The 22,591-nt window shown below is 66.9% G+C and carries 21 protein-coding genes; 13 read left to right on the forward strand and 8 right to left on the reverse strand.

Annotation, left to right across the window (positions count from 1 at the left end):
- Nucleotides 1-28 precede the first annotated feature (28 nt).
- Together pobA and ACD584_RS02285 are read left to right on the forward strand one after the other, a co-directional pair.
- Nucleotides 29-1,213, forward strand: coding sequence for a 4-hydroxybenzoate 3-monooxygenase (pobA, locus tag ACD584_RS02280; protein WP_076037399.1), 1,185 nt, complete (start codon nt 29-31; stop codon nt 1,211-1,213).
- Nucleotides 1,214-1,429: 216 nt separating this feature from the next.
- Nucleotides 1,430-1,942, forward strand: coding sequence for a nuclear transport factor 2 family protein (locus tag ACD584_RS02285; RefSeq protein ID WP_070689459.1), 513 nt, complete (start codon nt 1,430-1,432; stop codon nt 1,940-1,942).
- Nucleotides 1,943-2,057: 115 nt separating this feature from the next.
- Here ACD584_RS02285 and glpK read toward each other — a convergent pair whose 3' ends face one another.
- The 6 genes from glpK to ACD584_RS02315 form a co-directional block, all read right to left on the reverse strand.
- Entirely contained in the window at nt 2,058-3,557 is a 1,500-nt protein-coding gene (gene glpK / locus ACD584_RS02290; RefSeq protein ID WP_014509304.1) for a glycerol kinase GlpK, read from the reverse strand.
- 67 nt (nt 3,558-3,624) lie between these two features.
- Nucleotides 3,625-4,449 carry an MIP/aquaporin family protein gene (locus ACD584_RS02295; RefSeq protein ID WP_011035613.1) on the reverse strand — a complete coding sequence of 275 codons (825 nt, stop codon included), beginning with the start codon at nt 4,447-4,449 and terminating at the stop codon, nt 3,625-3,627.
- A gap of 184 nt (nt 4,450-4,633) precedes the next feature.
- Nucleotides 4,634-6,160, reverse strand: coding sequence for a glycerol-3-phosphate dehydrogenase (glpD, locus tag ACD584_RS02300; RefSeq protein ID WP_040940440.1), 1,527 nt, complete (start codon nt 6,158-6,160; stop codon nt 4,634-4,636).
- Between the two features lie 348 nt (nt 6,161-6,508).
- Nucleotides 6,509-7,330: a DeoR/GlpR family DNA-binding transcription regulator gene (locus tag ACD584_RS02305; protein ID WP_012437127.1), complete on the reverse strand. Its 822-nt coding sequence runs from the start codon at nt 7,328-7,330 to the stop codon at nt 6,509-6,511.
- 233 nt (nt 7,331-7,563) lie between these two features.
- Nucleotides 7,564-8,547, reverse strand: a complete 984-nt coding sequence (locus ACD584_RS02310) for a PDR/VanB family oxidoreductase (protein WP_050912557.1) — start codon at nt 8,545-8,547, stop codon at nt 7,564-7,566.
- A gap of 147 nt (nt 8,548-8,694) precedes the next feature.
- Nucleotides 8,695-9,771: an aromatic ring-hydroxylating dioxygenase subunit alpha gene (locus ACD584_RS02315; protein WP_014509300.1), complete on the reverse strand. Its 1,077-nt coding sequence runs from the start codon at nt 9,769-9,771 to the stop codon at nt 8,695-8,697.
- Between the two features lie 253 nt (nt 9,772-10,024).
- On the opposite strand from ACD584_RS02315, the gene ACD584_RS02320 reads away from it, so the two are divergent.
- From ACD584_RS02320 to ACD584_RS02360, 9 genes are all read left to right on the forward strand, one after another.
- Nucleotides 10,025-10,888, forward strand: coding sequence for a CoA transferase subunit A (locus ACD584_RS02320; protein WP_076037397.1), 864 nt, complete (start codon nt 10,025-10,027; stop codon nt 10,886-10,888).
- Entirely contained in the window at nt 10,885-11,673 is a 789-nt protein-coding gene (locus ACD584_RS02325) for a CoA-transferase subunit beta (protein ID WP_076037396.1), read from the forward strand. The genes ACD584_RS02320 and ACD584_RS02325 overlap by 4 nt, the downstream gene beginning before the upstream one ends.
- Nucleotides 11,670-12,878, forward strand: a complete 1,209-nt coding sequence (gene pcaF / locus ACD584_RS02330; protein ID WP_011035620.1) for a 3-oxoadipyl-CoA thiolase — start codon at nt 11,670-11,672, stop codon at nt 12,876-12,878. The genes ACD584_RS02325 and pcaF overlap by 4 nt, the downstream gene beginning before the upstream one ends.
- 72 nt (nt 12,879-12,950) lie before the next feature.
- Nucleotides 12,951-13,688, forward strand: a complete 738-nt coding sequence (gene pcaH / locus ACD584_RS02335; RefSeq protein ID WP_076037395.1) for a protocatechuate 3,4-dioxygenase subunit beta — start codon at nt 12,951-12,953, stop codon at nt 13,686-13,688.
- Nucleotides 13,689-13,692: 4 nt separating this feature from the next.
- Entirely contained in the window at nt 13,693-14,256 is a 564-nt protein-coding gene (gene pcaG, locus ACD584_RS02340; protein ID WP_076037394.1) for a protocatechuate 3,4-dioxygenase subunit alpha, read from the forward strand.
- Between the two features lie 203 nt (nt 14,257-14,459).
- A complete protein-coding gene (locus ACD584_RS02345) occupies nt 14,460-15,842 on the forward strand; it encodes a 3-carboxy-cis,cis-muconate cycloisomerase (protein WP_175611721.1) in 1,383 nt (460 codons plus the stop codon).
- Nucleotides 15,843-15,851: 9 nt separating this feature from the next.
- Complete coding sequence (pcaD, locus tag ACD584_RS02350) at nt 15,852-16,634, forward strand: 3-oxoadipate enol-lactonase (RefSeq protein WP_070689465.1); 783 nt, start codon at nt 15,852-15,854, stop codon at nt 16,632-16,634.
- A 27-nt stretch (nt 16,635-16,661) separates the two neighbouring features.
- Nucleotides 16,662-17,066 (forward strand): 4-carboxymuconolactone decarboxylase, encoded by a 405-nt coding sequence (pcaC, locus tag ACD584_RS02355; protein ID WP_076037392.1) that lies wholly within the window; start codon nt 16,662-16,664, stop codon nt 17,064-17,066.
- 487 nt (nt 17,067-17,553) lie between these two features.
- The gene (locus ACD584_RS02360) at nt 17,554-18,480 is read left to right on the forward strand and encodes an alpha/beta hydrolase (protein WP_175611720.1); all 927 of its coding nucleotides are present in this window, start codon (nt 17,554-17,556) and stop codon (nt 18,478-18,480) included.
- A 15-nt stretch (nt 18,481-18,495) separates the two neighbouring features.
- Here ACD584_RS02360 and ACD584_RS02365 read toward each other — a convergent pair whose 3' ends face one another.
- Entirely contained in the window at nt 18,496-19,356 is an 861-nt protein-coding gene (locus ACD584_RS02365) for an IclR family transcriptional regulator C-terminal domain-containing protein (RefSeq protein ID WP_076037391.1), read from the reverse strand.
- Between the two features lie 151 nt (nt 19,357-19,507).
- On the opposite strand from ACD584_RS02365, the gene ACD584_RS02370 reads away from it, so the two are divergent.
- Both ACD584_RS02370 and ACD584_RS02375 read left to right on the forward strand, forming a co-directional pair.
- Nucleotides 19,508-20,365, forward strand: coding sequence for a PA4780 family RIO1-like protein kinase (locus tag ACD584_RS02370; protein ID WP_011035628.1), 858 nt, complete (start codon nt 19,508-19,510; stop codon nt 20,363-20,365).
- Between the two features lie 288 nt (nt 20,366-20,653).
- A complete protein-coding gene (locus ACD584_RS02375; protein WP_076037390.1) occupies nt 20,654-21,622 on the forward strand; it encodes an alpha/beta hydrolase in 969 nt (322 codons plus the stop codon).
- 84 nt (nt 21,623-21,706) lie between these two features.
- On the opposite strand, the gene ACD584_RS02380 is transcribed toward ACD584_RS02375, so the two are convergent.
- Entirely contained in the window at nt 21,707-22,417 is a 711-nt protein-coding gene (locus tag ACD584_RS02380; RefSeq protein ID WP_076037939.1) for a DUF2490 domain-containing protein, read from the reverse strand.
- Between the last annotated feature and the right edge of the window lie 174 nt (nt 22,418-22,591).

Consider the following 22,591-nt stretch of genomic DNA (forward strand, 5'->3'; position numbering starts at 1 on the left):
CAACGCATCGTCGCTGTAGGAACTCCGTATGCGCACCCAGGTTGCCATCATCGGCGCCGGCCCTGCCGGTCTGCTACTGGGCCAGCTGTTGGCGAACGTCGGCATCGATGCGGTGTTGATCGAGCGCCAGACGCCTGAACACGTGCTCTCACGCATTCGCGCCGGCGTGCTGGAGCAGGGCAGCGTGGCGCTGTTGCAGCACGCCGGCGTCGACGCACGCCTGCAGCGCGAAGGGCTGCGCCACAGCGGGTTCGAACTGGTCGTGGACGGCCGCCGCGAACGCATCGACCTGCAGCGCGCAGGTGGGCGCAGCGTGACTGTCTATGGGCAGACCGAGATCACCTTCGACCTGATGCAGGCACGCGAGCGCGCTGGGCTGCGCAGCTACTATCAAGCGCAGGACGTGGCGCTGTGCGACATCAGCAGCGCGCAGCCGGCGGTGGAATTCACCCAGCGCGGGCAGCATCATCGCGTGAGCTGCGATTACATCGTTGGTTGCGACGGCTTCCATGGCATCAGCCGTGCGGCGATTCCGCCCGAGCGGCTGCAACTCTTCGAGCGGGTGTATCCGTTCGGGTGGCTGGGGGTGCTGGCCGACGTGCCGCCGGTGCATGAGGAGCTGATCTACGCACGCCACGCGCACGGCTTTGCGCTGTGTTCGATGCGCTCGCCCACCCTCAGCCGTTACTACCTGCAAGTGCCCACCGGCACGCAGCTTGCGCAGTGGGACGATCATGCGTTCTGGGCGGAGTTGCGCGCGCGCCTGCCGGCATCGCTCGGCGAGCAGTTGGTGACCGGCGCATCGATCGAAAAGAGCATCGCGCCACTGCGCAGTTTCGTTGCCGAGCCCATGCAATACGGGCGGCTGTTCCTGGCCGGCGATGCGGCGCATATCGTGCCGCCGACCGGCGCCAAGGGCTTGAATCTGGCGCTGGCCGACGTCGGTTTGCTGGCCCAGCTGTTCGCGCGCTGGCATCAGTGCAGCGATGCGGCGGTGTTGCAGCAGTATTCGGCGCTGGCATTGCAGCGGGTGTGGAAAGCCGAGCGTTTCTCATGGTGGATGACCAGTTTGCTGCACACCTTCGAGGGCGAAGATGCATTTACTGCACGCATCCGCGATGCCGAGCTGGCGTATCTGCTGCAAAGCGATGCTGGCCGCACCACCGTGGCGGAAAATTATGCCGGCTTGCCGCTGGTCACCTTGCCTGATTGAGCCCCGCACACCAACGCGATGGCCGGTCAAAGGGAAGCAAAAAGTGCCCTGGTACACGTCAAAGCGTCTAGCGGGCGAGCGAGCGCGGCCGGTAGGGTGGCGGTGACGCGTGCGGAGCGCAACGTTGGCAAGGACGCGTCATTCCCCCAATCGTCGGCACTGACCGCCTTGATGGCATGCGAGCGGCAGGCTGGCCTCCCCACCCAGGAGTACCCCATGAAACAACTGTTCTCCCGCGCGCTGTTGCTGGTCATGCTGTTGGCGCCGATGGCGGCCTTCGCGCAGACCGCCGTCACCGCCAATCCCAACCACCAGAAACTGCTGATCGGCTCCAATTGGTCCGAAACTGCCAACAAGCGCCTGGTCTACGATTTCTGGCGCATCGTGTTCGAAGCCGGCCAGGTGCAGTACGCGCCGATGTACATGGACAAGAACTACATCCAGCACAACCCGAACGTGGCCAACGGCCGCGATTCGTTCATCGCCTTCCTCACCGCATTCGTGCCGCCCACCCCGGTGCAGTCGCGTGTGCAGTTGCCGCTGGTGGCGATCACCGCCGATGGCGATCTGGTCACGCTGGTATCGGTGCGGACCTTGCCGGACCCGCGTGATCCGTCCAAGACCTACACCACCACCTGGTTCGACATGTTCCGCATCGAAAAAGGCCTGATCAAGGAACATTGGGACCCGGACACCATCGCCGGCCGTGCCAATACTGGCGGCCAGTAACTGCTGCGACACTGCAGGGCTGCAGCGTGTAGCACTGCAGTGCGTAACTCACGCGAGTTGCCAACCTAACGTTGCGCCCACCGGATGGTGGGCGCAGTCGTTTCGGTGGTAGTGCTTAGCTGATGCGGAAGCCCATGGTGGCTTCCACTGCCTGCTGCCAGCCGGCATACAACTGTTCGCGCCGCTCTTCGGGCATGTTCGGCTCGAAGCGGCGATCCACCGCCCATTGTTTGGCGATTTCTTCGCGGCTGCTCCAGAACCCGGTGGCCAGGCCCGCCAGGTAGGCCGCGCCCAGCGCGGTGGTTTCGGCCACCTCCGGACGCAGCACCGGCACGTTGAGAATGTCGCTCTGGAATTGCGCCATGAAGTCGTTGGCGATCGCGCCACCGTCGGCGCGCAGCTCCTTCAGTTCGATCCCCGAATCGCTCTGCATCGCAGTGAGCACATCGCGGGTCTGGTAAGCCATCGATTCCACCGCCGCGCGCACGAAGTGTTCCTTGCTGGTGCCGCGGGTCAGGCCGAACACCGCACCGCGGATATCGCTGCGCCAGTACGGTGCGCCCAGGCCCACGAAGGCCGGGACGAAATACACGCCGTCGTTGTCGCCGGCACGCTCCGCATAGGCTTGCGAATCGCTCGCCTTGCCGAACATGCGCAGCCCATCGCGCAGCCACTGCACCACCGAGCCAGCCACGAAGATGGCGCCTTCCAGTGCGTATTCCACCTTGCCGTCGATGCCCCAGGCGATGGTGGTCAGCAAGCCGGCCTTGGAGGCCACGGCCTTGTCGCCGGTATTCATCAGCATGAAACAGCCGGTGCCATAGGTGTTCTTCGCCATGCCCGGTTCAAAGCACGCTTGCCCGAACAATGCGGCCTGCTGGTCGCCGGCAATGCCGGCAATGGGCACCTGTTCGCCGTAGAAATACTGGGTCTGGGTCATGCCATAGACCTCGCTGGAAGAGCGCACTTCCGGCAGCATCTGCGCGGGCACGTCCAGCATCTCCAGCAGCTCTGCATCCCACTCCAGGGTGTGGATGTTGTACATCATGGTGCGCGAGGCATTGGTGTAGTCGGTCACGTGCACCTTGCCGCCGGTGAGGTTCCAGATCAGCCAGCTGTCGATGGTGCCGAAGGCGAGCTCGCCCTTGCGTGCGCGTTCGCGTGCGCCCTCCACGTGGTCGAGTATCCACTTGACCTTGGTGCCGGAAAAATACGCATCGATCAGCAGCCCGGTCTTGTCGCGCACCATCTGCTCATGGCCGGCCTCTTTGAGCTGGGTGCAGATGTCCTTGGTCTGCCGCGATTGCCAGACGATGGCGTTGTAGATCGGCTGGCCGGTGGCCTTGTCCCACACCACCGCGGTCTCGCGCTGGTTGGTGATGCCGATGCCTGAGATCTCGCGCGCGTCGATCTGCGCGTTGTTGAGCAGCTCGGTAATGGTGGTGTAGACGCTGGTCATGATCTCGCGCGGGTTGTGTTCCACCCAGCCCGGCTGCGGAAAGATCTGGCCGAATTCGCGCTGCGCCACGCCGGCCACCTTGCCCTGGCGATCGAACAACATCGCGCGCGAGCTGGTGGTGCCCTGGTCGATCGCAAGGACGTATTTCTTTTCCATCGTGCATTCCTCGAAACAAAGGCCGGCGCACCGCGCGCACGGCGTGACTGTCAGTGCAGCGGTGCGATCACGGCGGATCGAGTGGCGGGGTGGCGGCTTTTTGCAGGTGCAACACCCGCGCCGGCAGGAACGGCAGGATCAGCCACTGGTAGGCGAGGGCGCCCAGCGGGCCACCGATCAATGGCCCGACGATCGGGATCCACCAGTAGTTGTCCTTGGCCGGCAGTGCGGCTTCGCCCCAGCCGGCGAAATACGCGAACAGGCGCGGGCCGAAGTCACGCGCGGGGTTCATCGCCCAGGCTTCCAGATAGCCCATCGAGGCGCCCAGCGTGGCCACCAGCAAGCCGATCATCAACGCGCCCGAGTTGGCGGTTGGCGCCGCCTCGTTGAAGCGCTCGGTGATGGCGAAGATACCGAAGATCAGAAACGCGGTGATGATGATCTGGTCCACCAACGCATGCATCGGCGTGACCGCCAGGCCCGGCGCGGTGAAGAACACCCCCGCAGCGCCGCCGGCTTCGCGGGTGAGCTGCTGCACCTGGTTGTAGTGGTCGATCACCGGCCCGTAGAGCTGGTAGACAATCGCCGCGCCAAGAAACGCGCCGACCACTTGCGCGCCCCAGTACGGCAGCACCTTTTTCCAGGAAAAATCGCGGAACAACGCCAGCGCCAGCGTGACGGCAGGGTTGGCGTGCGTGCCGGACACCGAACCGGTTACATAAATCGCCAGCGTCACCGCCAGACCCCAGGCGATGCACACCCCCCAGTAGGCGTTTTGATACGGGCTGGGGTCGTAGAGGATGTACATCGCCGCGACCGAATCGCCCAGCGCGATGATGATGAACATCGCCACCGCTTCGGAGATCAACTCACCCACGAGTTGACGGCTCATGGGCGGCCTTGCGCGCTGCGCGGTGCACGGCCATGGCGGTGTTGCGATGCGTCTGGCGACGCGCAAGTGTGTCTGGTTGTGCTCATCTCAGTTGCCCTCCACGAAATACCCATGATGATGCGCGGCGCGCGCGCCAGGATACGTTGCCAACGACCCTTCCTCGTTGGCAACGTCAGTCACGCTGTCAGGCTGGCACCGCGTGCGTCTGCGCGTTGGCGTGCGCAGCTGGCCGCGTCTGCAGATACGCCTCCAGGCGCGCGCGCGCCTCGGCATCTACACGCAGGCCCAGTTTGCTGCGGCGCCACAGGATGTCGTCGGCGGTCTGCGCCCATTCGCGGGCGCACAGGTAATCCACCTCGGCCTGGTAGAGGTCCGCACCAAAATGCTGGCCGAGTGCAGCCATGTCCTGCGCATCGCCAAGCAGCTGCTCGGCACAGGTGCCGTAGTTGCGCACCAGCCGCTGTGCGGTGGCCGCCGGCAGCCAGGGACGCGCAGTACGCACGCGCTCCAGCAGGCTGGCGATGTCGCGTTGTTCGCCGCCGGGCAGGGCCTCGCCACGCGCGGTCCACGCCGGCTTGCGCGCGCCCAGGGCATGGGTCAGCCGGTCGACGGCTTCTTCGGCGAGCTTGCGGTAGGTGGTGAGCTTGCCGCCGAACACGTTGAGCAATGGTGCGCCGTCGGTGAGCACTTCCAGCTGATAGTCGCGGGTCACTTCGGCGGCGTTGTCTTCGGCGTCGTCGAGTAGCGGACGCACCCCGCTGTAGTTCCACACCACATCCTGCGGGGTGATCTGCTGCTGGAAATACAAGTTCACCGCATCGCACAGGTACTGCACCTCGGCCGCGTCGATCTTGGGAGCGGACGGGTCGGCCTCGTAATCCACGTCGGTGGTGCCGATCAAGGTGAAGTCGTGCTCGTAGGGAATGGCAAACACGATGCGTCGGTCGGGTTGCTGGAAGATGTACGCGTGGTCGTGGTCGAACAGCTTGGGCACCACGATGTGGCTGCCCTTGACCAGGCGCAGCGCATGCTGGTGCGGCACCGCGGCCACCTTGTCCAGGAACGACACCGCCCACGGACCGGCCGCATTGGCCAGCGCACGCGACTGCACGGTGCGGCGGCGTCCGTCGCAGCCTTCCAGCTCCGCATACCAGAACCCGGCATCGCGCCAGGCGCCAACGCAACGCGTACGCGTATGGATCTGCGCGCCACGCTTGGCCGCATCCATCGCGTTGAGCACCACCAACCGCGCGTCCTGCACCCATGCGTCGGAATACACAAAGCCGGTGCGCAGCGACTCCTGCAGCGGCTGGCCAACCGGATGGGTGCGCAGCGACAGCCGGCGCGAGCGCGGCAGGCTGCGCTTGCTGCCGCCAAGATGGTCGTACAGGAACAGCCCGGCGCGAATCATCCAGGCCGGGCGCAGATGCGGCTGATGCGGCAGCAGGAAGCGCAGCGGCCAGATGATGTGCGGCGCTAGCCGCAGCAGTACCTCGCGTTCGGCCAGCGCCTTGCCGACCAATGCGAACTCGTACTGCTCCAGATAGCGCAGGCCACCGTGGATGAGCTTGGTGCTGGCGCTGCTGGTATGCGCGGCCAGGTCGTCCTGTTCGCACAGGCACACCGACAGACCGCGCCCGGCCGCGTCACGGGCGATGCCGACCCCGTTGATGCCGCCGCCGATTACCAGAAGATCGTATGTCTCGCCCATCGGTGCCTCCGTCCGGGCTCGCCAGCAAGAGCGAACCTAAGTTGTCATGTTCGAACATATTCGAACATGACGCCTTGCGGAGGCGTGAAGAGGCGTATGTGGCTGATCTGCGGCTTCTGGTAACAATGAGACTATTGATCCGCGTATTTCGATAGATATTAGCGATGGATGGATGGCGCGTGTGCCGCAGATCGCCGCAATCGCACACAAACGAACATTGTCCGGGCTTGGTCGGTAACCCCGGCCCGAGCCCGGCTGCATGCCGAACACCACCACGCACATCAGCCGCCTGCTGGACCGCCGGGACAAGCCCTGCGGCTCCGGCCGCCCAGCCCTCAAGCGCGGGAGTCAGCCCGCGACGCCGGCCAGATGCACGCGCGTGCCAGCCTCGGCCAGCACCGTGCGCAGCTCCTCCGGCGGCGGCCGGTCGGTGAACCAGTCGTGCACCTGTGCAATCGCCCCCAGCCGCACCATCGCGTTGCGGCCGAACTTGCTGTGGTCGGCGGCCAGCAGCACCTGCCGAGAATGCTCGATGATCGCCTGGGCCACGCGCACTTCCTGGTAATCGAAATCCAGCAGCGTGCCGTCCAGGTCGATCCCGGAAATGCCGATCACCCCGAAGTCCACCTTGAACTGGCGGATGAGCTCCACCGTCGCCTCGCCGGTGACGCCCTGGTCGCGGCCACGCACCACGCCGCCGGCCACGATCACCTCGAAGCTGGGATTGGCGCTGAGCATTACCGCCACGTTGAGGTTGTTGGTGATCACGCGCAGGCCGCGGTGCTGCAGCAAAGCACGCGCCACTTCCTCGTTGGTGGTGCCGAGATTGATGAACAGCGAGGCGTCGTCGGGAATGAAGCGCGCCACCTGCGTGGCGATCTGTTGCTTCTCGCGCGCCTGCAGCGCCTTGCGCGCCGCATACGCCAGGTTCTCCACGCTGGACGGCATGCTGACACCGCCGTGATACCGGCGCAGCACGCCGGCATCGCAGAGCAAGGTCAGATCGCGGCGAATGGTCTGCGGCGTGACCTCAAAGCGCGTTGCCAGCCCTTCCACGTCGGCAAAGCCCTGTTGGCGCACCAAGGCCACCAACTGCTCCTGGCGCGGATTGAGTGCCGGCGCCGGCACGGTCCTGTAATGAGTCGACTCCATGCGCAGATCATCGCCCATGCGCGTGAGGATGCAAGCACGAGCATGGCCGCGCCGCGCTGGGCCAGACCGACCACGGCAGTGGCCGCCTGACCACTGCAATCACTGCGTGTCATACGCACCACCGGCCAGTCGGTGGATGGTGGGTGGTGGCGAACGGCTCGACTTTGACTGCCCCGAAAGGCGACGGGGTCTGTCGCTCACACCGCCGCGATGGTGTCGCATGACGCGACCCAAGCACGATGCCTGCGCGCTCAGCCGGAGCCCGCGCGGTAGCCTGTATCGATGCTGATGCTGCCGCCCACCGCACGTGACACGCACGCGCACAGCTTGCGGTTCTCGCTGCGCTGGGCATCGCTGAAGAACACGTCGCGGTGGTCGATGTCGGCCGCCGTGTCGAGCACGTCCACCGCGCACAACCCGCACTCGCCGCGTCGGCATTCGGCGATCAGCTCCACGCCGGCGTCGGCCAGGGCGTCGAGCATCGATACGTTCTCGGCCACCTGCACTTCCATGCCCAGCCCAGGCAACTTGACCACGAAGGCCTGTGCCGGCACCCGCCCGCTGTTGCCGAAGGTCTCGAAATGCAGGCGCGCGCGCGGCCGGCCGGCGGCGTGCCACTGCTGGCGCACTGCTTCGAGCATGCCCAGCGGCCCGCAGACATAGACCTCGGCATTGGGCGACAAGGTGGCCAGTTCCGCGGCCAGATCCGGCGGGCCGGCCTGGTCGTCGCAATGCACTTGCAGGCGTGCGCCGAGCAGCGCCTCCAGCGTGTCCACATAGGCCATGGTGTCGCGTGCGCGGCCCACGTACAGCATGCGGAACGCGGCATGCCGGCGCGCCAGCCGCTGCGCCATGCCCATGATGGGCGTCACGCCGATACCGCCTGCAATCAGCAGGATTTCCTCGCCTGCTTCATCCAGCGCGAAGTTATTGCTGGGTGGCGAAATTTCCACCACGTCGCCCGGTGCCAAGGTCCACATATGCCGCGAGCCGCCGCGGCTTTCGGGCATCTGCCGCACCGCCACCTGGTAATAGCCATCGGCGCGGGGCTCGCCCACCAGCGAATAGGACCGCACATCCTCGCGCCCGTGGAGCTGCAGGCGGAAATCCAGATGGCTGCCCACCTCGAAGCTGCGCGTGTTCGCGCCCGGGTCGAGCACGATCTCGCGCACGCCCTGGCAGGCATCGGCAACACTCACCACGCGGGCGTGGTGCCAATGGGTGTCTTTACGCATGCTGATCTCCTTGCTTCGATCCCGGTATGCGGCCTGCGCCTGGCGCTTGTGCAGCACGTGCGTGGCGTTGATGCGCTGCAGGCACTGGCGACAGCGCACGGGCCACGCACGCAACGTGCAGCGGTGTTGATGCATCGCGCATGGCCATCACCCCACCATGCGCAGGGACAGGTCGCCGGCGCGCTGTTCGCGCGCGATCAGGCGGTCGATGACGCGTCGCGCCCACATGCCGCCGGCGTCTACGTTGAGGTTGTAGAACGCGTGGTCCGGATGCGCGTCGATCGCGCGTTGCTGGGCTTCCAGCACGGCTTCGTCTTCGCCGAATACGCCGGTGACGCCTTCGCGCGTGAGCGTGGTCAATGACTGGTCATGCAGCGCGTAGTTGCGCATGAACGCCCAGAAGTAATGGCAGGTGGTGTCGGTTTCCGGGGTGATGGTGTTGAGCACGAACCCGTTGACGCCCTGGCTGCGGTCACCCTGCGGCGCGCCGGTGCCGGTGATGGCCACGCCGACATCGATGGCGATGGTGCCCGGTGCTTCGAAATGGATGATCTGCCAGCGGTCCACCTTGCCGTGGTAGTTCAGGTGCCGCGCGATCTGGCCGGCCCAGAACGGCGGTGGGTCGATGTTGTGCATCCAGCGCGACACGGTCACCGTGCGGTCGCCGTGCACCACCTCGAACGGCGCTTCGGCCACTTCGTCCTGGCCGATACTCGAGCCATGCACGAAGGTTTCGTGGGTGAGGTCCATCAGGTTGTCCAGCACCAGCCGGTAATCGCATTTGGCGTGGATGGTGCGGCCGTCGCCGGCCCAGGCCGGATCGTGCGACCAGTGCAGGTCCGGGATCAGCGCCACATCGGCCTGCGCCGGGTCGCCCGGCCACACCCACACGTAGCGGTGCTTTTCGGCGACAGGAAAGCCGCGCACGCAGGCCGAGGGGTTGATGGTTTCCTGCGAGGGCATGTGCACGCAGCGGCCCTGCGCGTTGTAGACCAGCCCGTGGTAGCCGCAGACCACGTCGTCGCCGCGCAGCTTGCCCATCGACAACGGCACCAGCCGGTGCCAGCAGGCATCTTCCAACGCCACCACGGCCCCGGCGGTGGTGCGGTAGAGCACCACGTCCAGGTTGCAGAGCTTGCGCGGGGTGAGCGCGTGCTTGACCTCGTGGTCCCAGGCGACGGCGTACCACGCGTTGAGGGGGAACAGCGGCTTGGACTGTGACATGACCGTGACTCCTGGGCTTCTAGGCAACCTGGGTAAGGACTGGCGCAAGACACTGCGCCCAACCCGAAGTTGACGCGCACTGCCGCGCTGGCGTCCGCTTGCGGGCGAAGTTATGTATACACCGGAGACAATGTTGGTGGCACAAGTGGCTGGTATTCATGTGCGATTATCGAATGGCAATTTCGATAATCGGATTGACCGGCACGCAAACCGGGGCCTACCGTGGCGACACCGTGGTGTGCAGGAGTCTGGAATGGCCGACATCGTTTCCCTGTCCGAGGCCGTGGCACAGCTGATCGCCGATGGCGATTGCGTGGCGATGGAAGGCTTTACCCACCTGATCCCGCACGCCGCCGGCCACGAGGTGATCCGCCAGCGCAAACGCAACCTGCGGCTGGTCCGGATGACCCCGGACCTGATCTACGACCAGCTGATCGGCGCCGGCTGCGCGTCGGCGCTGCGCTTTTCCTGGGGCGGCAATCCTGGCGTGGGCTCGCTGCACCGGCTGCGCGATGCGGTGGAACATGGCTGGCCTGCGCCGCTGCAACTGCGCGAACACAGCCACGCAGACATGGCCAACGCGTATGTGGCCGGCGCGTCGGGCCTGCCATTCGCGGTCCTGCGCGGCTATGTGGGCTCGGACCTGCCCAAGGTCAACGACAGCGTCCGCTTCCTGCAATGCCCCTACACCGGGCAGACCCTGGCGACCTCGCCGGCGGTGAATCCGGATGTCACCGTGATCCACGCGCAGCAGGCCGACCGCCGCGGCAATGTGTTGCTGTGGGGCATTCTGGGCGTGCAGAAAGAGGCCGCGCTGGCCGCGCGCAAGGTGATCGTGACGGTGGAGGAGATCGTCGACACACTCGATGCGCCGCCCAATGCCTGCATCCTGCCGCGTTGGGTGGTGAGTGCGGTCTGCGTGGTGCCCGGGGGCGCCGCGCCGTCGTATGCGCATGGCTACTCCGCGCGCGACAACCGCTTCTATCTGGCCTGGGATGCCATCGCCCGCGATCGCGCGCGGTTCCAGGCGTGGATCCAGGCCCACATCCTGGACACCGACGACTTTGCCGGGTTCCAGCGCGTATATGCCGGCAGCCAGCACGCGGAGGCGGCATGAGCGACTACAGCACCAACGAAATGATGACCGTGGCGGCGGCACGTCGCCTGCCCGATGGCGCGGTGTGTTTCGTCGGCATCGGCCTGCCCTCCACCGCGGCGAATCTGGCGCGTCTGACGCATGCACCGGAGGTCACGTTGATCTACGAATCCGGCCCGATCGGTGCGCGCCCGCAGGTGTTGCCACTGTCGATCGGCGATGGCGAACTGGCCGAGACCGCCGACACCGTGGTCTCTACCCCGGAGATCTTTCGCTATTGGCTGCAAGGCGGGCGGGTGGATGTAGGGTTCCTGGGCGCGGCGCAAATCGATCGCCATGCCAACCTCAACACCACCGTGATCGGCCCGTACGCTGCACCGAAGACGCGCCTGCCCGGTGCCGGCGGCGCGCCGGAAATCGCCACCAGCGCCAAGCAGGTGTTCATCATCATGCGGCAGTCCACGCGCAGCTTCGTGCAGACGCTGGACTTCATCACCACCGTCGGTCATCTGGACGGCGGTGATGCGCGCACCCGCGCCGGCCTGCCCGGTGCCGGCCCCACCGTGGTGGTCACCGATCTATGCGTGATGGAACCCGACCCGGTCAGCCGCGAGCTCACCGTGACCGCGCTGCATCCTGGCGTGACCCAGGCGCAGGTCACCGCGGCCACCGGCTGGGCGGTGCTCTTTGCCGCAACGCTGACCGAAACTGCCGCACCCACCGCCACCGAGTTGCACGCCTTGCGTGCGTTGCAGGCACGCACCGCCGCAGCCCACGGAACGCAAGCGGCGGGAGCCGAGGCATGAGCGAGGTCTATCTGGTGGATGGCATTCGCACGCCGATCGGCCGTTACGGCGGCGCACTGTCCAGCGTGCGCGCCGACGATCTGGGCGCGGTGCCGATCGCCGCGTTGCTGGCGCGGCATCCACAGCTGGACCCGGCGGCCATCGACGATGTCTACCTGGGCTGCGCCAACCAGGCCGGCGAAGACAACCGCAATGTCGCGCGGATGAGTGTGTTGCTGGCTGGCTTGCCCAGTTCGGTGCCGGGCAGCACGGTGAATCGCCTGTGCGGCTCGGGACTGGAAGCGGTGGGCATTGCGGCACGCGGCATCCGTGCCGGCGAACTGGAGCTGGCATTGGCTGGGGGCGTGGAGTCGATGTCGCGCGCGCCGTGGGTGATGGGCAAGGCGGAATCGGCGTTCGCCCGGAACCAGCACCTGCACGACACCACGATGGGCTGGCGCTTCATCAATCCGCGCCTGGAAGCGACCTACGGCGTGGAGCTGATGGGCGAGACCGCCGAGAACGTCGCGCAGCGCTACGCCATCAGCCGCGACGACCAGGATGCGTTTGCCCTGCGCAGCCAGCAGCGCACCGCCGCCGCGCAGGCTGCCGGGTTCTTCGACGACGAGATCACCGCAGTGGCGGTGGCCGGGCGCAAGGGCGGCGAGCGCGTGCAGGTGATGCGCGACGAACATCCGCGGGCCGATGCCAGTGCCGAGGCCCTGGCGCGGCTCAAGCCGGTGTTCCGCCAGCCGGGCACGGTCACGGCCGGCAATGCGGCCGGCCTCAATGACGGTGCCGCCAGCCTGTTGCTGGCCTCGGCGCGCGCGCTGCACCTACACGGGCTCACGCCACGCGCGCGGGTGCTGGGGTTTGCCTCGGCGGGCGTGGAGCCGACCTACATGGGCATCGGCCCGATCCCGGCCACGCAACGCCTGCTGGCGCGGCTGGGGCTGCAGATCGCGCAATTCGATGCGATCGAATTCAACGAAGCATTCGCCGCGCAGGCGCTGGCCTGCACGCGCGCGTTCGGATTGGCCGACGATGCCGCGCACGTCAATGCTAATGGCGGCGCGATTGCGCTGGGCCACCCGCTGGGCATGAGCGGTGCACGGCTCGCACTGACGCTGCTGCGTCAACTCGACGCCTGCAATGGCCGCCGCGGGCTGGCCAGCATGTGTATTGGCGTTGGCCAGGGCGTAGCGCTGGCGATCGAGCGTGTTTGAGCGCCATGATCTCGTGCCCGCGCCGTTGCATGCCCACTTCATCGATCACGCTCACACCTGCGTCTGACGGAGATGCCGATGCACGACCTTCCCCCTGATACGCCGCCCGGCGATGCCCTGCTCGGCTATCGGCGCCCCCGCGCCGGCACACAGCCTGCCTATCTGCATGCGCCGTATGCGTCCACCGCGTTGCGTGCGCCCACACGTGCACCGATCGCCATGCCGGTCACGCTGTCGGAAGTCACCGGGCCACGGCCTTCGCAAATCACCCTGGGCGCGCATGCGGCCGACCTCACCGCCGGCTTTGCCGGTGAGCCACTGGGCGAGCGCATTATCGTTTCAGGCCGTGTGCTCGACGAAAACGGCGCGCCGGTCCGCAATAGCGTGGTGGAAGTCTGGCAATGCAATGCGGCCGGGCGCTACCAGCACGAAGGCGACCGCCACGATGCGCCGCTGGACCCCAACTTTCGCGGCACCGGCCAGGTGCTGACCGACGCGCACGGGCGCTATGCCTTCAAGACCATCAAGCCCGGCGCCTATCCCTGGCGCAACCACTACAACGCCTGGCGGCCGGCGCATATCCATTTCTCGCTGCACGGCGATGGCATCGGCCAACGCCTGATCACGCAGATGTATTTCCCCGGTGATCCGTTGCTCGCGCACGACCCGATCTACAACTGCGTGGACGACCCGCTGGCACGCGAACGCATGGTGTCTAGTTTCGATTGGGAGCACGCGGTGAGCGAATACGCGCTGGCTTATCGGTTCGACATCGTGCTGCGCGGCCGCAAGCAAACCGTCTGGGAGTGAGCCAATGAGCCTGCATGCAACGCCGTCGCAAACGGTCGGCCCGTACTACCGGCTGGGGCTGGAGCCCTTGTATCGCGCACAGATCGCACCGGAGCACGCGGCCGGCACGCAGGTGCAGATCAGCGGATGCGTGTTCGATGGGGCCGGCATGCCGGTGAGCGATGCGGTGCTGGAGCTGTGGCAGGCCGATGCCGCCGGCATCTATGCCCATGCGCACGATCCGCGCTGCGCCGCGCACGACCCCAGTTTCGATGGCTGGGGCCGCGTGCCCACCGATGCACAGGGCCGCTACCGGCTCAGCACCATCCTGCCAGGCCCGGTGGCCGGTCCGAACGGGCAGCCGCAGGCGGCGCATCTGGTCGTGCTCGTGTTCATGCGCGGGCTGTTGCGCGGCGTGGCAACGCGGCTGTACTTCGCCGACGACCCACAGCTGAGCGGTGACCCCATCCTCGCGCTGGTGCCGCCCGAACGGCGCGGCACATTGCTGGCGCGCGCGCGCAGCGCTGGCGACTACGTGTGGGACATCCACATGCAGGGCGATGCCGAGACGGTGTTCTTCAGTTACTGATGGGCGCGTGCACTGAAACGCGTGCCTGAAGAGGCAGTTGTTTGCACAGGTCGCCAGGGTGTTGGTGCATGCAAGCAGGGCCTGCACGTCGCGTCATCGGCGTGGCATCGCGCCCGCGCAAGCGAGGTGCCGGTGCACCGCCGCCGCTCACGCGAGCCGCGCGTCCGGCACGCGCATGGTTGGCACCTGTGCGCATCGGTGCCATGCTCCGGCCACGCCAAGAGATGCAATGCATGAGTGCACCGTTTTCCCTGCTGGGCGGCCTGTTTGGCGACCCCGCGTGCGATGAAGTGTTCGACGATGCCGCACGCGTGCAGGCGATGCTGGACTTCGAGTCCGCGCTGGCCCGGGCGCAAGCGCAATGCGGGGTGATTCCGCTGGCGGCTGCGCAGGTCATTGCCGCGCAGTGTCACGCAGCGCACTACGACCTGGCCGCATTGGCGCAGGCCACCGCACTGGCCGGCAACCCTGCCATTCCGTTGATCAAGGAGCTGACCCGGCAGGTGGCCGCGCACGATGCCGATGCCGCGCGCTGGGTGCATTGGGGCGCCACCAGCCAGGACGTGATCGATACCGGCAGTGTGCTGCAACTGCGCGCGGCCTTCGACCTGCTGCTGCCGCGCCTGGACGCACTGTGCGCCTGCCTGGCGACGCTGGCCGCACGCGAGCGCGCCACCGGGCTGCCGGGCCGCACCCTGTTGCAGCAGGCGGTACCCGTGACCTTCGGGCTCAAGGCCGCCGGCTGGCTGGACGCCTTGCAGCGCGCACGCCGCCGCCTGCATACCGCGCGCACCGAGGCCTTGGTGCTGCAATTCGGCGGCGCCGCCGGCACCCTGGCGGCGCTGGAAACGCGTGGGCTGGAGGTGGCGCAGGCCTTGGCGCATGCGCTGCAGTTGCCGCTGCCGGCGTTGCCCTGGCACACCGCGCGCGACCGCCTGGTGGAGGTGGGTTGCGCATTCGCGTTGCTGGCCGGCAGCCTGGGCAAGATCGGCGGCGATGTGGTGCTGCTGATGCAATCGGAAGTGGGCGAGGCGTTCGAGCCGGCGGCGGCGGGCAAGGGCGGCTCCTCGGCGATGCCGCATAAGCGCAACCCGGTGGCCGGCGTGGTGGCGGTCGCCGCGGCCGCGCGCGTGCCCGGGCTGGTGGCCACCTTGTTCGCCACGATGGCGCAGCCACACGAGCGCGCGGCCGGGCAGTGGCATGCCGAATGGGAAACGCTACCGGAGATCGTGCGCCTGACCGCCGGCAGCCTGGCGCAGATGCAGGCCTGCCTGGCCGGACTGGAACTGGACCGCACGCGCATGCAGGCGCATCTGCACAGCCACGGTGGCGTGCTCTACGCGGAGGCCGCGGTGTTCGCACTGGCGCGGCAGCTGGGCAAGTCGCAGGCGCATACGCTGGTCGAACATGCGGTGGCGCGTGCGCAGTCGGCAGGGCGTCATCTGCGCGAGGAGCTGGCCGACGATCCTCACGTGCAGGCAATGCTCTCGCCGGCACAACTGGAGGCGATCTTCGCGCCCGACAGCTGGCGTGGCATGGCGTCGGTCTGGATCGACCGCGTCCTGGCCGCTTCACCTTCCCCCTGACGGTGGCCCATGGCATTTCTCCAGTTGCCGACACATCGCCTGCATTACCGCCTGGATGGCACTGAAGGACGCCCCTGGCTGACCTTCTGCAACTCGCTTGGCACCGACCTGCACATGTGGGACGTGCAGCTGGAGGCGCTTGCGCCGCACTACCGCATCCTGCGCTACGACCGCCGTGGTCACGGCTACTCCGAGTCGCCGCCCGGCCCATACAGCGTGGCCGACCTGGGCCAGGATGTGATTGCGCTCTGGGATGCGCTGCAGATTGCGCGCAGTGATTTTTGTGGGCTCTCGATCGGCGGGCTCACCGGCCAATGGCTCGGCCTCAACGTGCCGCAGCGATTGCGGCGGCTGGTGGTCTGCGCCACAGCGCAGAAGATCGGCAGCGCCGACACCTGGGCCACACGGATCGAGCAGGTGCGCCACGACGGCTTGCCGGTGTTGATCGACGCCACGTTGCAGCGCTGGTTCACCCCGCACTTCGCCATCTCGCATGCTCAGCGTCTGGACATGATCGCCGCCGCGTTCGTATCCACCTCCCCCGACGGCTACATCGCCTGTTGCCAGGCGGTAGCCGATGCCGATTTCCGTGGCGCACTGGACGCCCTGGAGGTGCCAGTGCTGGCCATCGCCGGCGACGACGATCCGGTCTGCCCGCCCACCGACCTGCGCGACATCGCCTATGCGGTGCCCGACGGCCAGTACGCGCAGGTGCCCGGCCGCCACATCTGCAACCTGGAATCGCCGGCAGCGTTCAACGACGTGCTGCTGGGTTTTCTCCAGGCCGAGTGAGCTTTCCCCCAACTGCAAGGACACCCGATGCACGAAGACGAACGGTACCAGGCCGGCCTGCGCGAGCGCCGGCGCGTGCTGGGCGATGCGCATGTCGACCGCGCGCTGGCCGCGCGCACCGAGTTCACCGGCGAGTTCCAGGACATGATCACCCGCCACGCCTGGGGCACCATCTGGACCCGCGACGGCCTGCCCGCCCACACCCGCTCGCTGCTGACCCTGGCGATGATGGTGGCGCTGGGGTGTGATGAGGAATTCAAGCTGCATGTGCGTGCCGCGCGCAACAACGGCGTCACTGCCGCGCAGATCAAGGAAGTATTGCTGCAGGCAGCGATCTACTGCGGCGTGCCAGCGGCCAACCACGCTTTCGCACTGGCCCAACCGATCCTGGACGCACAGGCGGCCGAAGGTGCGCCGGCAACCGACGGTTAGCTGATCGGCACGATCGCGAGCGCGGGTGGCACGGCACACCATGCACGCGTAACGGATGAGACGCGTCGGCGCCCGCAGCGCACATCAACACGGATACATCGCACCCGATGCCATTCGTCCGCCAGGAAAGAGGCAGGGCGCGTGCACGGCGCAAGACCGTGTTGTGATCGAAGATGGTCAAGCGCATGGACGCGCCTCGCATGCGTCGTACCGGCGGCGGCCGCGCACCAACCATGCAATTGCACCGTAGTCGCTCTGCGTTGGAGAGGGTTCGTTGAGAGAACGCCGTGATCAACGATGGAGAACCACCCGCACGCGCGCCGCAAGAAACATATCCGACAGCAGCGCATCCCCGCACTGGTTCCGCCAGCGCATCGCCTGATCGCCAGCGGCCATGACACACCGCCCGCACTACGGCGATGATGCAGCCTCCCAATACGCCGGCCTGCCGCGTCCTTGCAGCGCGCCGCCATCCACGAGGCTCCACATGATGCTACGTCTCGCCTGCCTGGCAGTGCTGCTGCTCCTTACCTGCGGCGCGCAGGCGCAACCACAGCCCGGCCCGGGCACGCAGCGTGCGCAGGTGCAGGCCGACGATGGCCAGCCACTGGTGGTGTGGTCGCGGCTGCCGGCACGGCCGCGTGGCACGCTGCTGCTGGTGCATGGGCGCACCTGGAGTGCATTGCCCAACTTCGATCTGCAAGTGGCCGGCGAGCCTGCCGACACACGCTCGGTGCTGGCGGCGTTGGCACAGGCGGGCTACGCGGTGTATGCGCTGGATCTACGCGGCTATGGCGGCACCGCGCGCGATGGCAGCGGGTGGAACACGCCGGTACGCGCCATGGCTGACGTGCGCGCCACGCTGACATGGATCGCCAAGCGCCACCCCGGTCTGCCGCCGCCCGCCCTGCTGGGGTATTCCAATGGCGCACGGGTGGCCTTGCTGCTCGCCCAGGCGCAGCCGGAGCTGCTGTCGGCGCTGGTGCTGTATGGCTTTCCCGACGATGTCGATGTCGCGCCGCAGGCCACGGCCGTGCCCGCACAGCCGCCGCGCGAGCGCACCACCGCCGAAGCCGCTGGCTCGGACTTCATCACCGCCAATGCCGCGCCCGCCGCCGTACAGAAGGCGTATGTGGCCGCCGCACTCGCGGCCGACCCGGTGCGCACCGACTGGCGCGCGATGGAGCAATTCGCCTACCAGCCCGAGCAGGTGACGCGCGTGCCGGTGCTGCTGCTGCGCGGTGTGGATGACCCACTCGCCACGCAGTCAGAGAATGCGCACCTGTTCGCACGCCTGGGCAGCGCCGACCGCAGCTGGGTCACCTTGCCGCACGCCGACCATGTGGCGCATGTCGAAGACAGCCATGCCGCCTGGGTGGACGCGGTGGTCGCCTTCCTGCGCCGCCCGCGCTGAACCAGCCGGACGCGCTCAGCTGAGCAGGGCGCCCAAGCGCTGCGCCGCCTGCTTGAGCGGCTCCACCCACTGGGTCTGCATCGTCTGCAGGCTCACGCGCCCGGCCTGCGCACCGATATTGAGCGCGGCAATCACCTCGCCACGCAGGTTGCGCACCGGCACCGCGATCGAGCGCAGGCCGATCTCCAGCTCCTGGTCGGTCAGGCAGACGCCTTCGCGGCGCGCCCGTGCCAGCACCTCGAGCAGGGCGGCGGGCTGGGTCACGGTGCGGTCGGTGCGCGGACGCAAGGTGGTGCGTTCCAGATAGGCCTGCAGCGTGTCGGCAGGCAGGGCCGCCAGCAGCACCCGCCCCATCGACGTGCAATAGGCCGGCAGGCGGGTGCCGGGCCGCAGCCCGATCGACATGATGCGCACGGTTTCCGCGCGTGCCACGTACAGCAGGTCATCGCCATCCAGCACCCCCAGCGAGCACGACTCGTGCACCTGGTCGCGCAGGCCATCCAGCACCGGCTGCGCCGCGGCGGTCATCGACGAGGACGCGGTGTACGCACCGCCCAGCCCCAGCACCCGCGGCAGCAACACATAGCCGCGGCCCTGCTCACCCACATAACCCAGGGCCGCCAGGGTGTGCAGCACGCGCCTGACTGCGGCGCGCGAGATGCCGGTCTCCAGGCTGATCTGCGACGTCGTCACCTCGCGTGCGTGCTGGGCGAACACGCTCAGCACCACCAGCCCGCGCCCGAGCGAGGTCATGAAATCCGGGTCACCTTTGGCAGCGGCAATCTGCTGCATCAAGGCATGCGGCAGGCCGCGCTCGCTGCTGGCGATGGCCGGCGCGGCGGGACGTTTGCGGCGGGAAGAGGTGGGCTCGGGCATCGCATCGCGCTAGGGGCAGGTGCCTGCATGGTAAGCGCATCGTCCCAATGCATGGCCCCGGTCTCAGCTTGGCCCCTTGCGGGGTGAGCGCTTCACCCTGCTTGACGCATAATCGTCACTGGTCTTTTTCCTGCGTTGGTTCCCTTCCTCCATGAAAACCCCCAAGGGCCTGCAACCGCTGATCGACGATGGCGTCATCGACGAAGTGTTGCGACCACTGAAAAGCGGCAAGGAAGCCTCCGTCTACGTGGTCAGCGCGGGCGAAGACATCCTGTGCGCGAAGGTCTACAAGGACATGGCGCAGCGCAGCTTCCAGGCGCGCGTGCAATACCAGGAAGGACGCAAGGTGCGCGGCAGCCGCCAGGCCCGTGCGATGGGCAAGGCCACCAAGTTCGGCCGCAAGGAAGCCGAGACCGCCTGGAAGAACACCGAGGCCGACGCGCTCTACCAACTGGTGGACGCCGGCGTGCACGTGCCCAAGCCGCGCGGCTATTTCCACGGCGTGCTGCTGATGGACCTGGTGACCGACGACGCCGGCCACAGCGCGCCACGGCTGGGCGAAGTGGAACTGGAGCCGGAACAGGCGCGCCTCTTCCACACCAGCCTGGTCGGCGACGTGGTCAAGATGTTGTGCCTGGGCCTGGTGCATGGCGACCTCTCCGAATACAACGTGCTGGTCTCGCCCGACGGCCCGGTGGTGATCGACTTCCCGCAGGTGGTCAGCGCGGCCGGCAACAACGCCGCACGCGACATGTTGCTGCGCGACGTGCACAACCTGCGCGACTGCCTGGGCCGATTCGCCCCCGAGCTGCTGGACACTTATTACGGCGAAGAAATGTGGGCGTTGTTCGAAAAGGGCGAGCTGCGCCCGGACAGTGCATTGACCGGCCGTTTCACCTTCGACACCAAGCGCGCCGACGTGCGTGCCATCCGCGCCTCGATCGAGGACGCGCGCCAGGAAAACCTGATCCGTCAGCAGGGCCGCGAGGCGGCCGCCGAAGACGATTGATCGCGATGGCTGCAGCAGGTGTGGCTGCGGCGTTACCAGCGGCTAACGCTGCTGTCTAAAGCTGCTGCGGTCATCCGCAACAGCACTTGGCTGCCTGTGGCTAACGGCGCGCACACGTGACGCCAGCATGGACGATGCCGCGGTGATGCGCTCGGTCAATACGCCGCATTGCAGTGACCTGCCTGCATCGACATCACGCGCATGATCGAAACAATTGATGAGCCGTAATGGTTAAAGACCATAACGATCTGGCAAGCTCGGCGTCTCTCATCGCTGCTGGAGTCCGTCATGGAATTCGATCCCGATGTCGTGCGCCTGTTCATGCAGCTGCAGCAAGCGGGGCAGCCCCCGATGGAGGCGCTGCCGTTGCAGGAAGCACGCGCCATGATGCGCGGCATGGGAGCGCAGCTGGGATTTCCACGGCTGCCGATGGCGCAGGTAACCGACCTGCAGGCCGACACTGCCGCCGGCACGGTGCCGCTACGTCTGTACCGGCCGCAGGGCCTGGATGACACGTCCGCACCGACGTGCCTGTTCGTGCACGGCGGTGGCGGTGTGGTGGGCGATCTGGACTCGCATGACGACGTCTGCCGGCAGCTGGCGGCACGCACGCCGTGTCAGGTGCTGGCGGTGGACTATCGCCTCGCGCCCGAACATTCGGCGCCGGCCGGCGTGGAGGATGTCATCGCCACGCTGCACTGGCTGGCCGAGCATGCCGACGCGGTGGGCGCCGATTCGCAGCGTCTTGCGATCTGCGGTGACAGTATCGGAGGTGGCATGGCGGCGGTGGCCGCGATCACTGCACAGCAGCGAGGCATCGCGTTGCGCTGTCAGCTGTTGCTGTACCCGCTGACGGATGCGCGCCCGGATACCGGCCTGCATCCCTCACGCGGCCGCAATGCCGAGATCCCGCCGCTGACGCGCAGCGCGGTGCAGTTCTTCAATCGCCTGTTGCTGCCGGACATGCGCCTGGCCGACCACTGGCACATCTCCGTGCTGCTGGCGCCGGACGTGGCCGGCGTGGCGCCGGCTCTGGTGGTGCTGGCCGACCGCGACATCCTGCACGACGAGGGACTGCAATACGCCGAGCGCCTGCGCACCGCCGGCGTGGAAGTCACCCAGCGCACCTGTGTCGGCATGATCCATGGCTTCATCACCATGGGTGGTGTGATCCGCGCGGCCGAGGAAACCATCGAGCTGGCGGCGCTGATGCTGCGGCAACGGCTGCTGCCAGTGCAGCCGCGCTTTGCTGCGTAGCTAGCACTTGCGTCGGCGCGCCGGCGGCGCATTCAACGCATTATCGAAAGGCCGCTGACCAAGTCGCGCGGCCTGTGCGTGCGCTCAGAAATTGAAGCGGAAGGTGGTCATCAAGACGTGGTTTTCGCGGTCGATCGTGCGGTTATTGACGAACTGATTCAAATACCCGACATCGACATTGGAGATTGCATTGAACTTCCAGTTGATGCCCACGAACACCCGGTTCTGATCGATGCCGCTGCGTGCGCCCCACTGGGTCTGATCCAGATTGACGAACAGCTCGTTGAATGCCACCCACGACAACTGCGGGCTCAGGCTGCTCGGACGCACGGCCCTGATCATCTGCCGCACCCGGTAGCCTTCATCGCTGAAGCCCTCGCGGTGGCGTTGCTCCAGACGCGTGCGGCTGGTGATGGTGATGTTGGCGATCGGATCGAACTGATACTGGAACTGCCCCCACCAGCGATTTTCGCGATTGGACGGCTGCCCGGCCGGGCGGCTGATGATGGTGTCGTAGCCCATCCAGACACTGGCTTTGGGATTGAGCCGGTAGAACACGGCAGGGCGCAGGATCAATTGATCGAACTGCTCGCCTTCCTCGCGCCAGCGCGGGTGCACGTCCATGCTCCAGTAAAGATTCTCGACCGGCAGCTTGCCTTGCGCATACACGCTCAGCCAGTAACGCCCGTCTTCTTCGGTCTGTGCCGCCGCCTGCGAGGTGCTGCCCAGCATCAGCAACAGAGCGGGACAGGCGATTCGGTAGGTTGCCGTCAGCAGCGCACGCAGTCTGTTCATGATCAGGAAGTCGTCAGTGGTGCCGGAGCATACCAACTCGGTCGCGACCGCCATCAAACTTCCCGGCATCCGCCATGCGATACGGCTCAATCGCTTCGCACCGGGCGACATGAACTCGCTGCGTGACATCTGTTGGCAATCAGCGCCTGCGTTTCGGTGCCCCCGTTTCTCGCG

It is taken from the genome of Xanthomonas sp. NCPPB 2922 (assembly GCF_041520885.1).
Taxonomy (GTDB): Bacteria; Pseudomonadota; Gammaproteobacteria; order Xanthomonadales; family Xanthomonadaceae; genus Xanthomonas; species Xanthomonas campestris.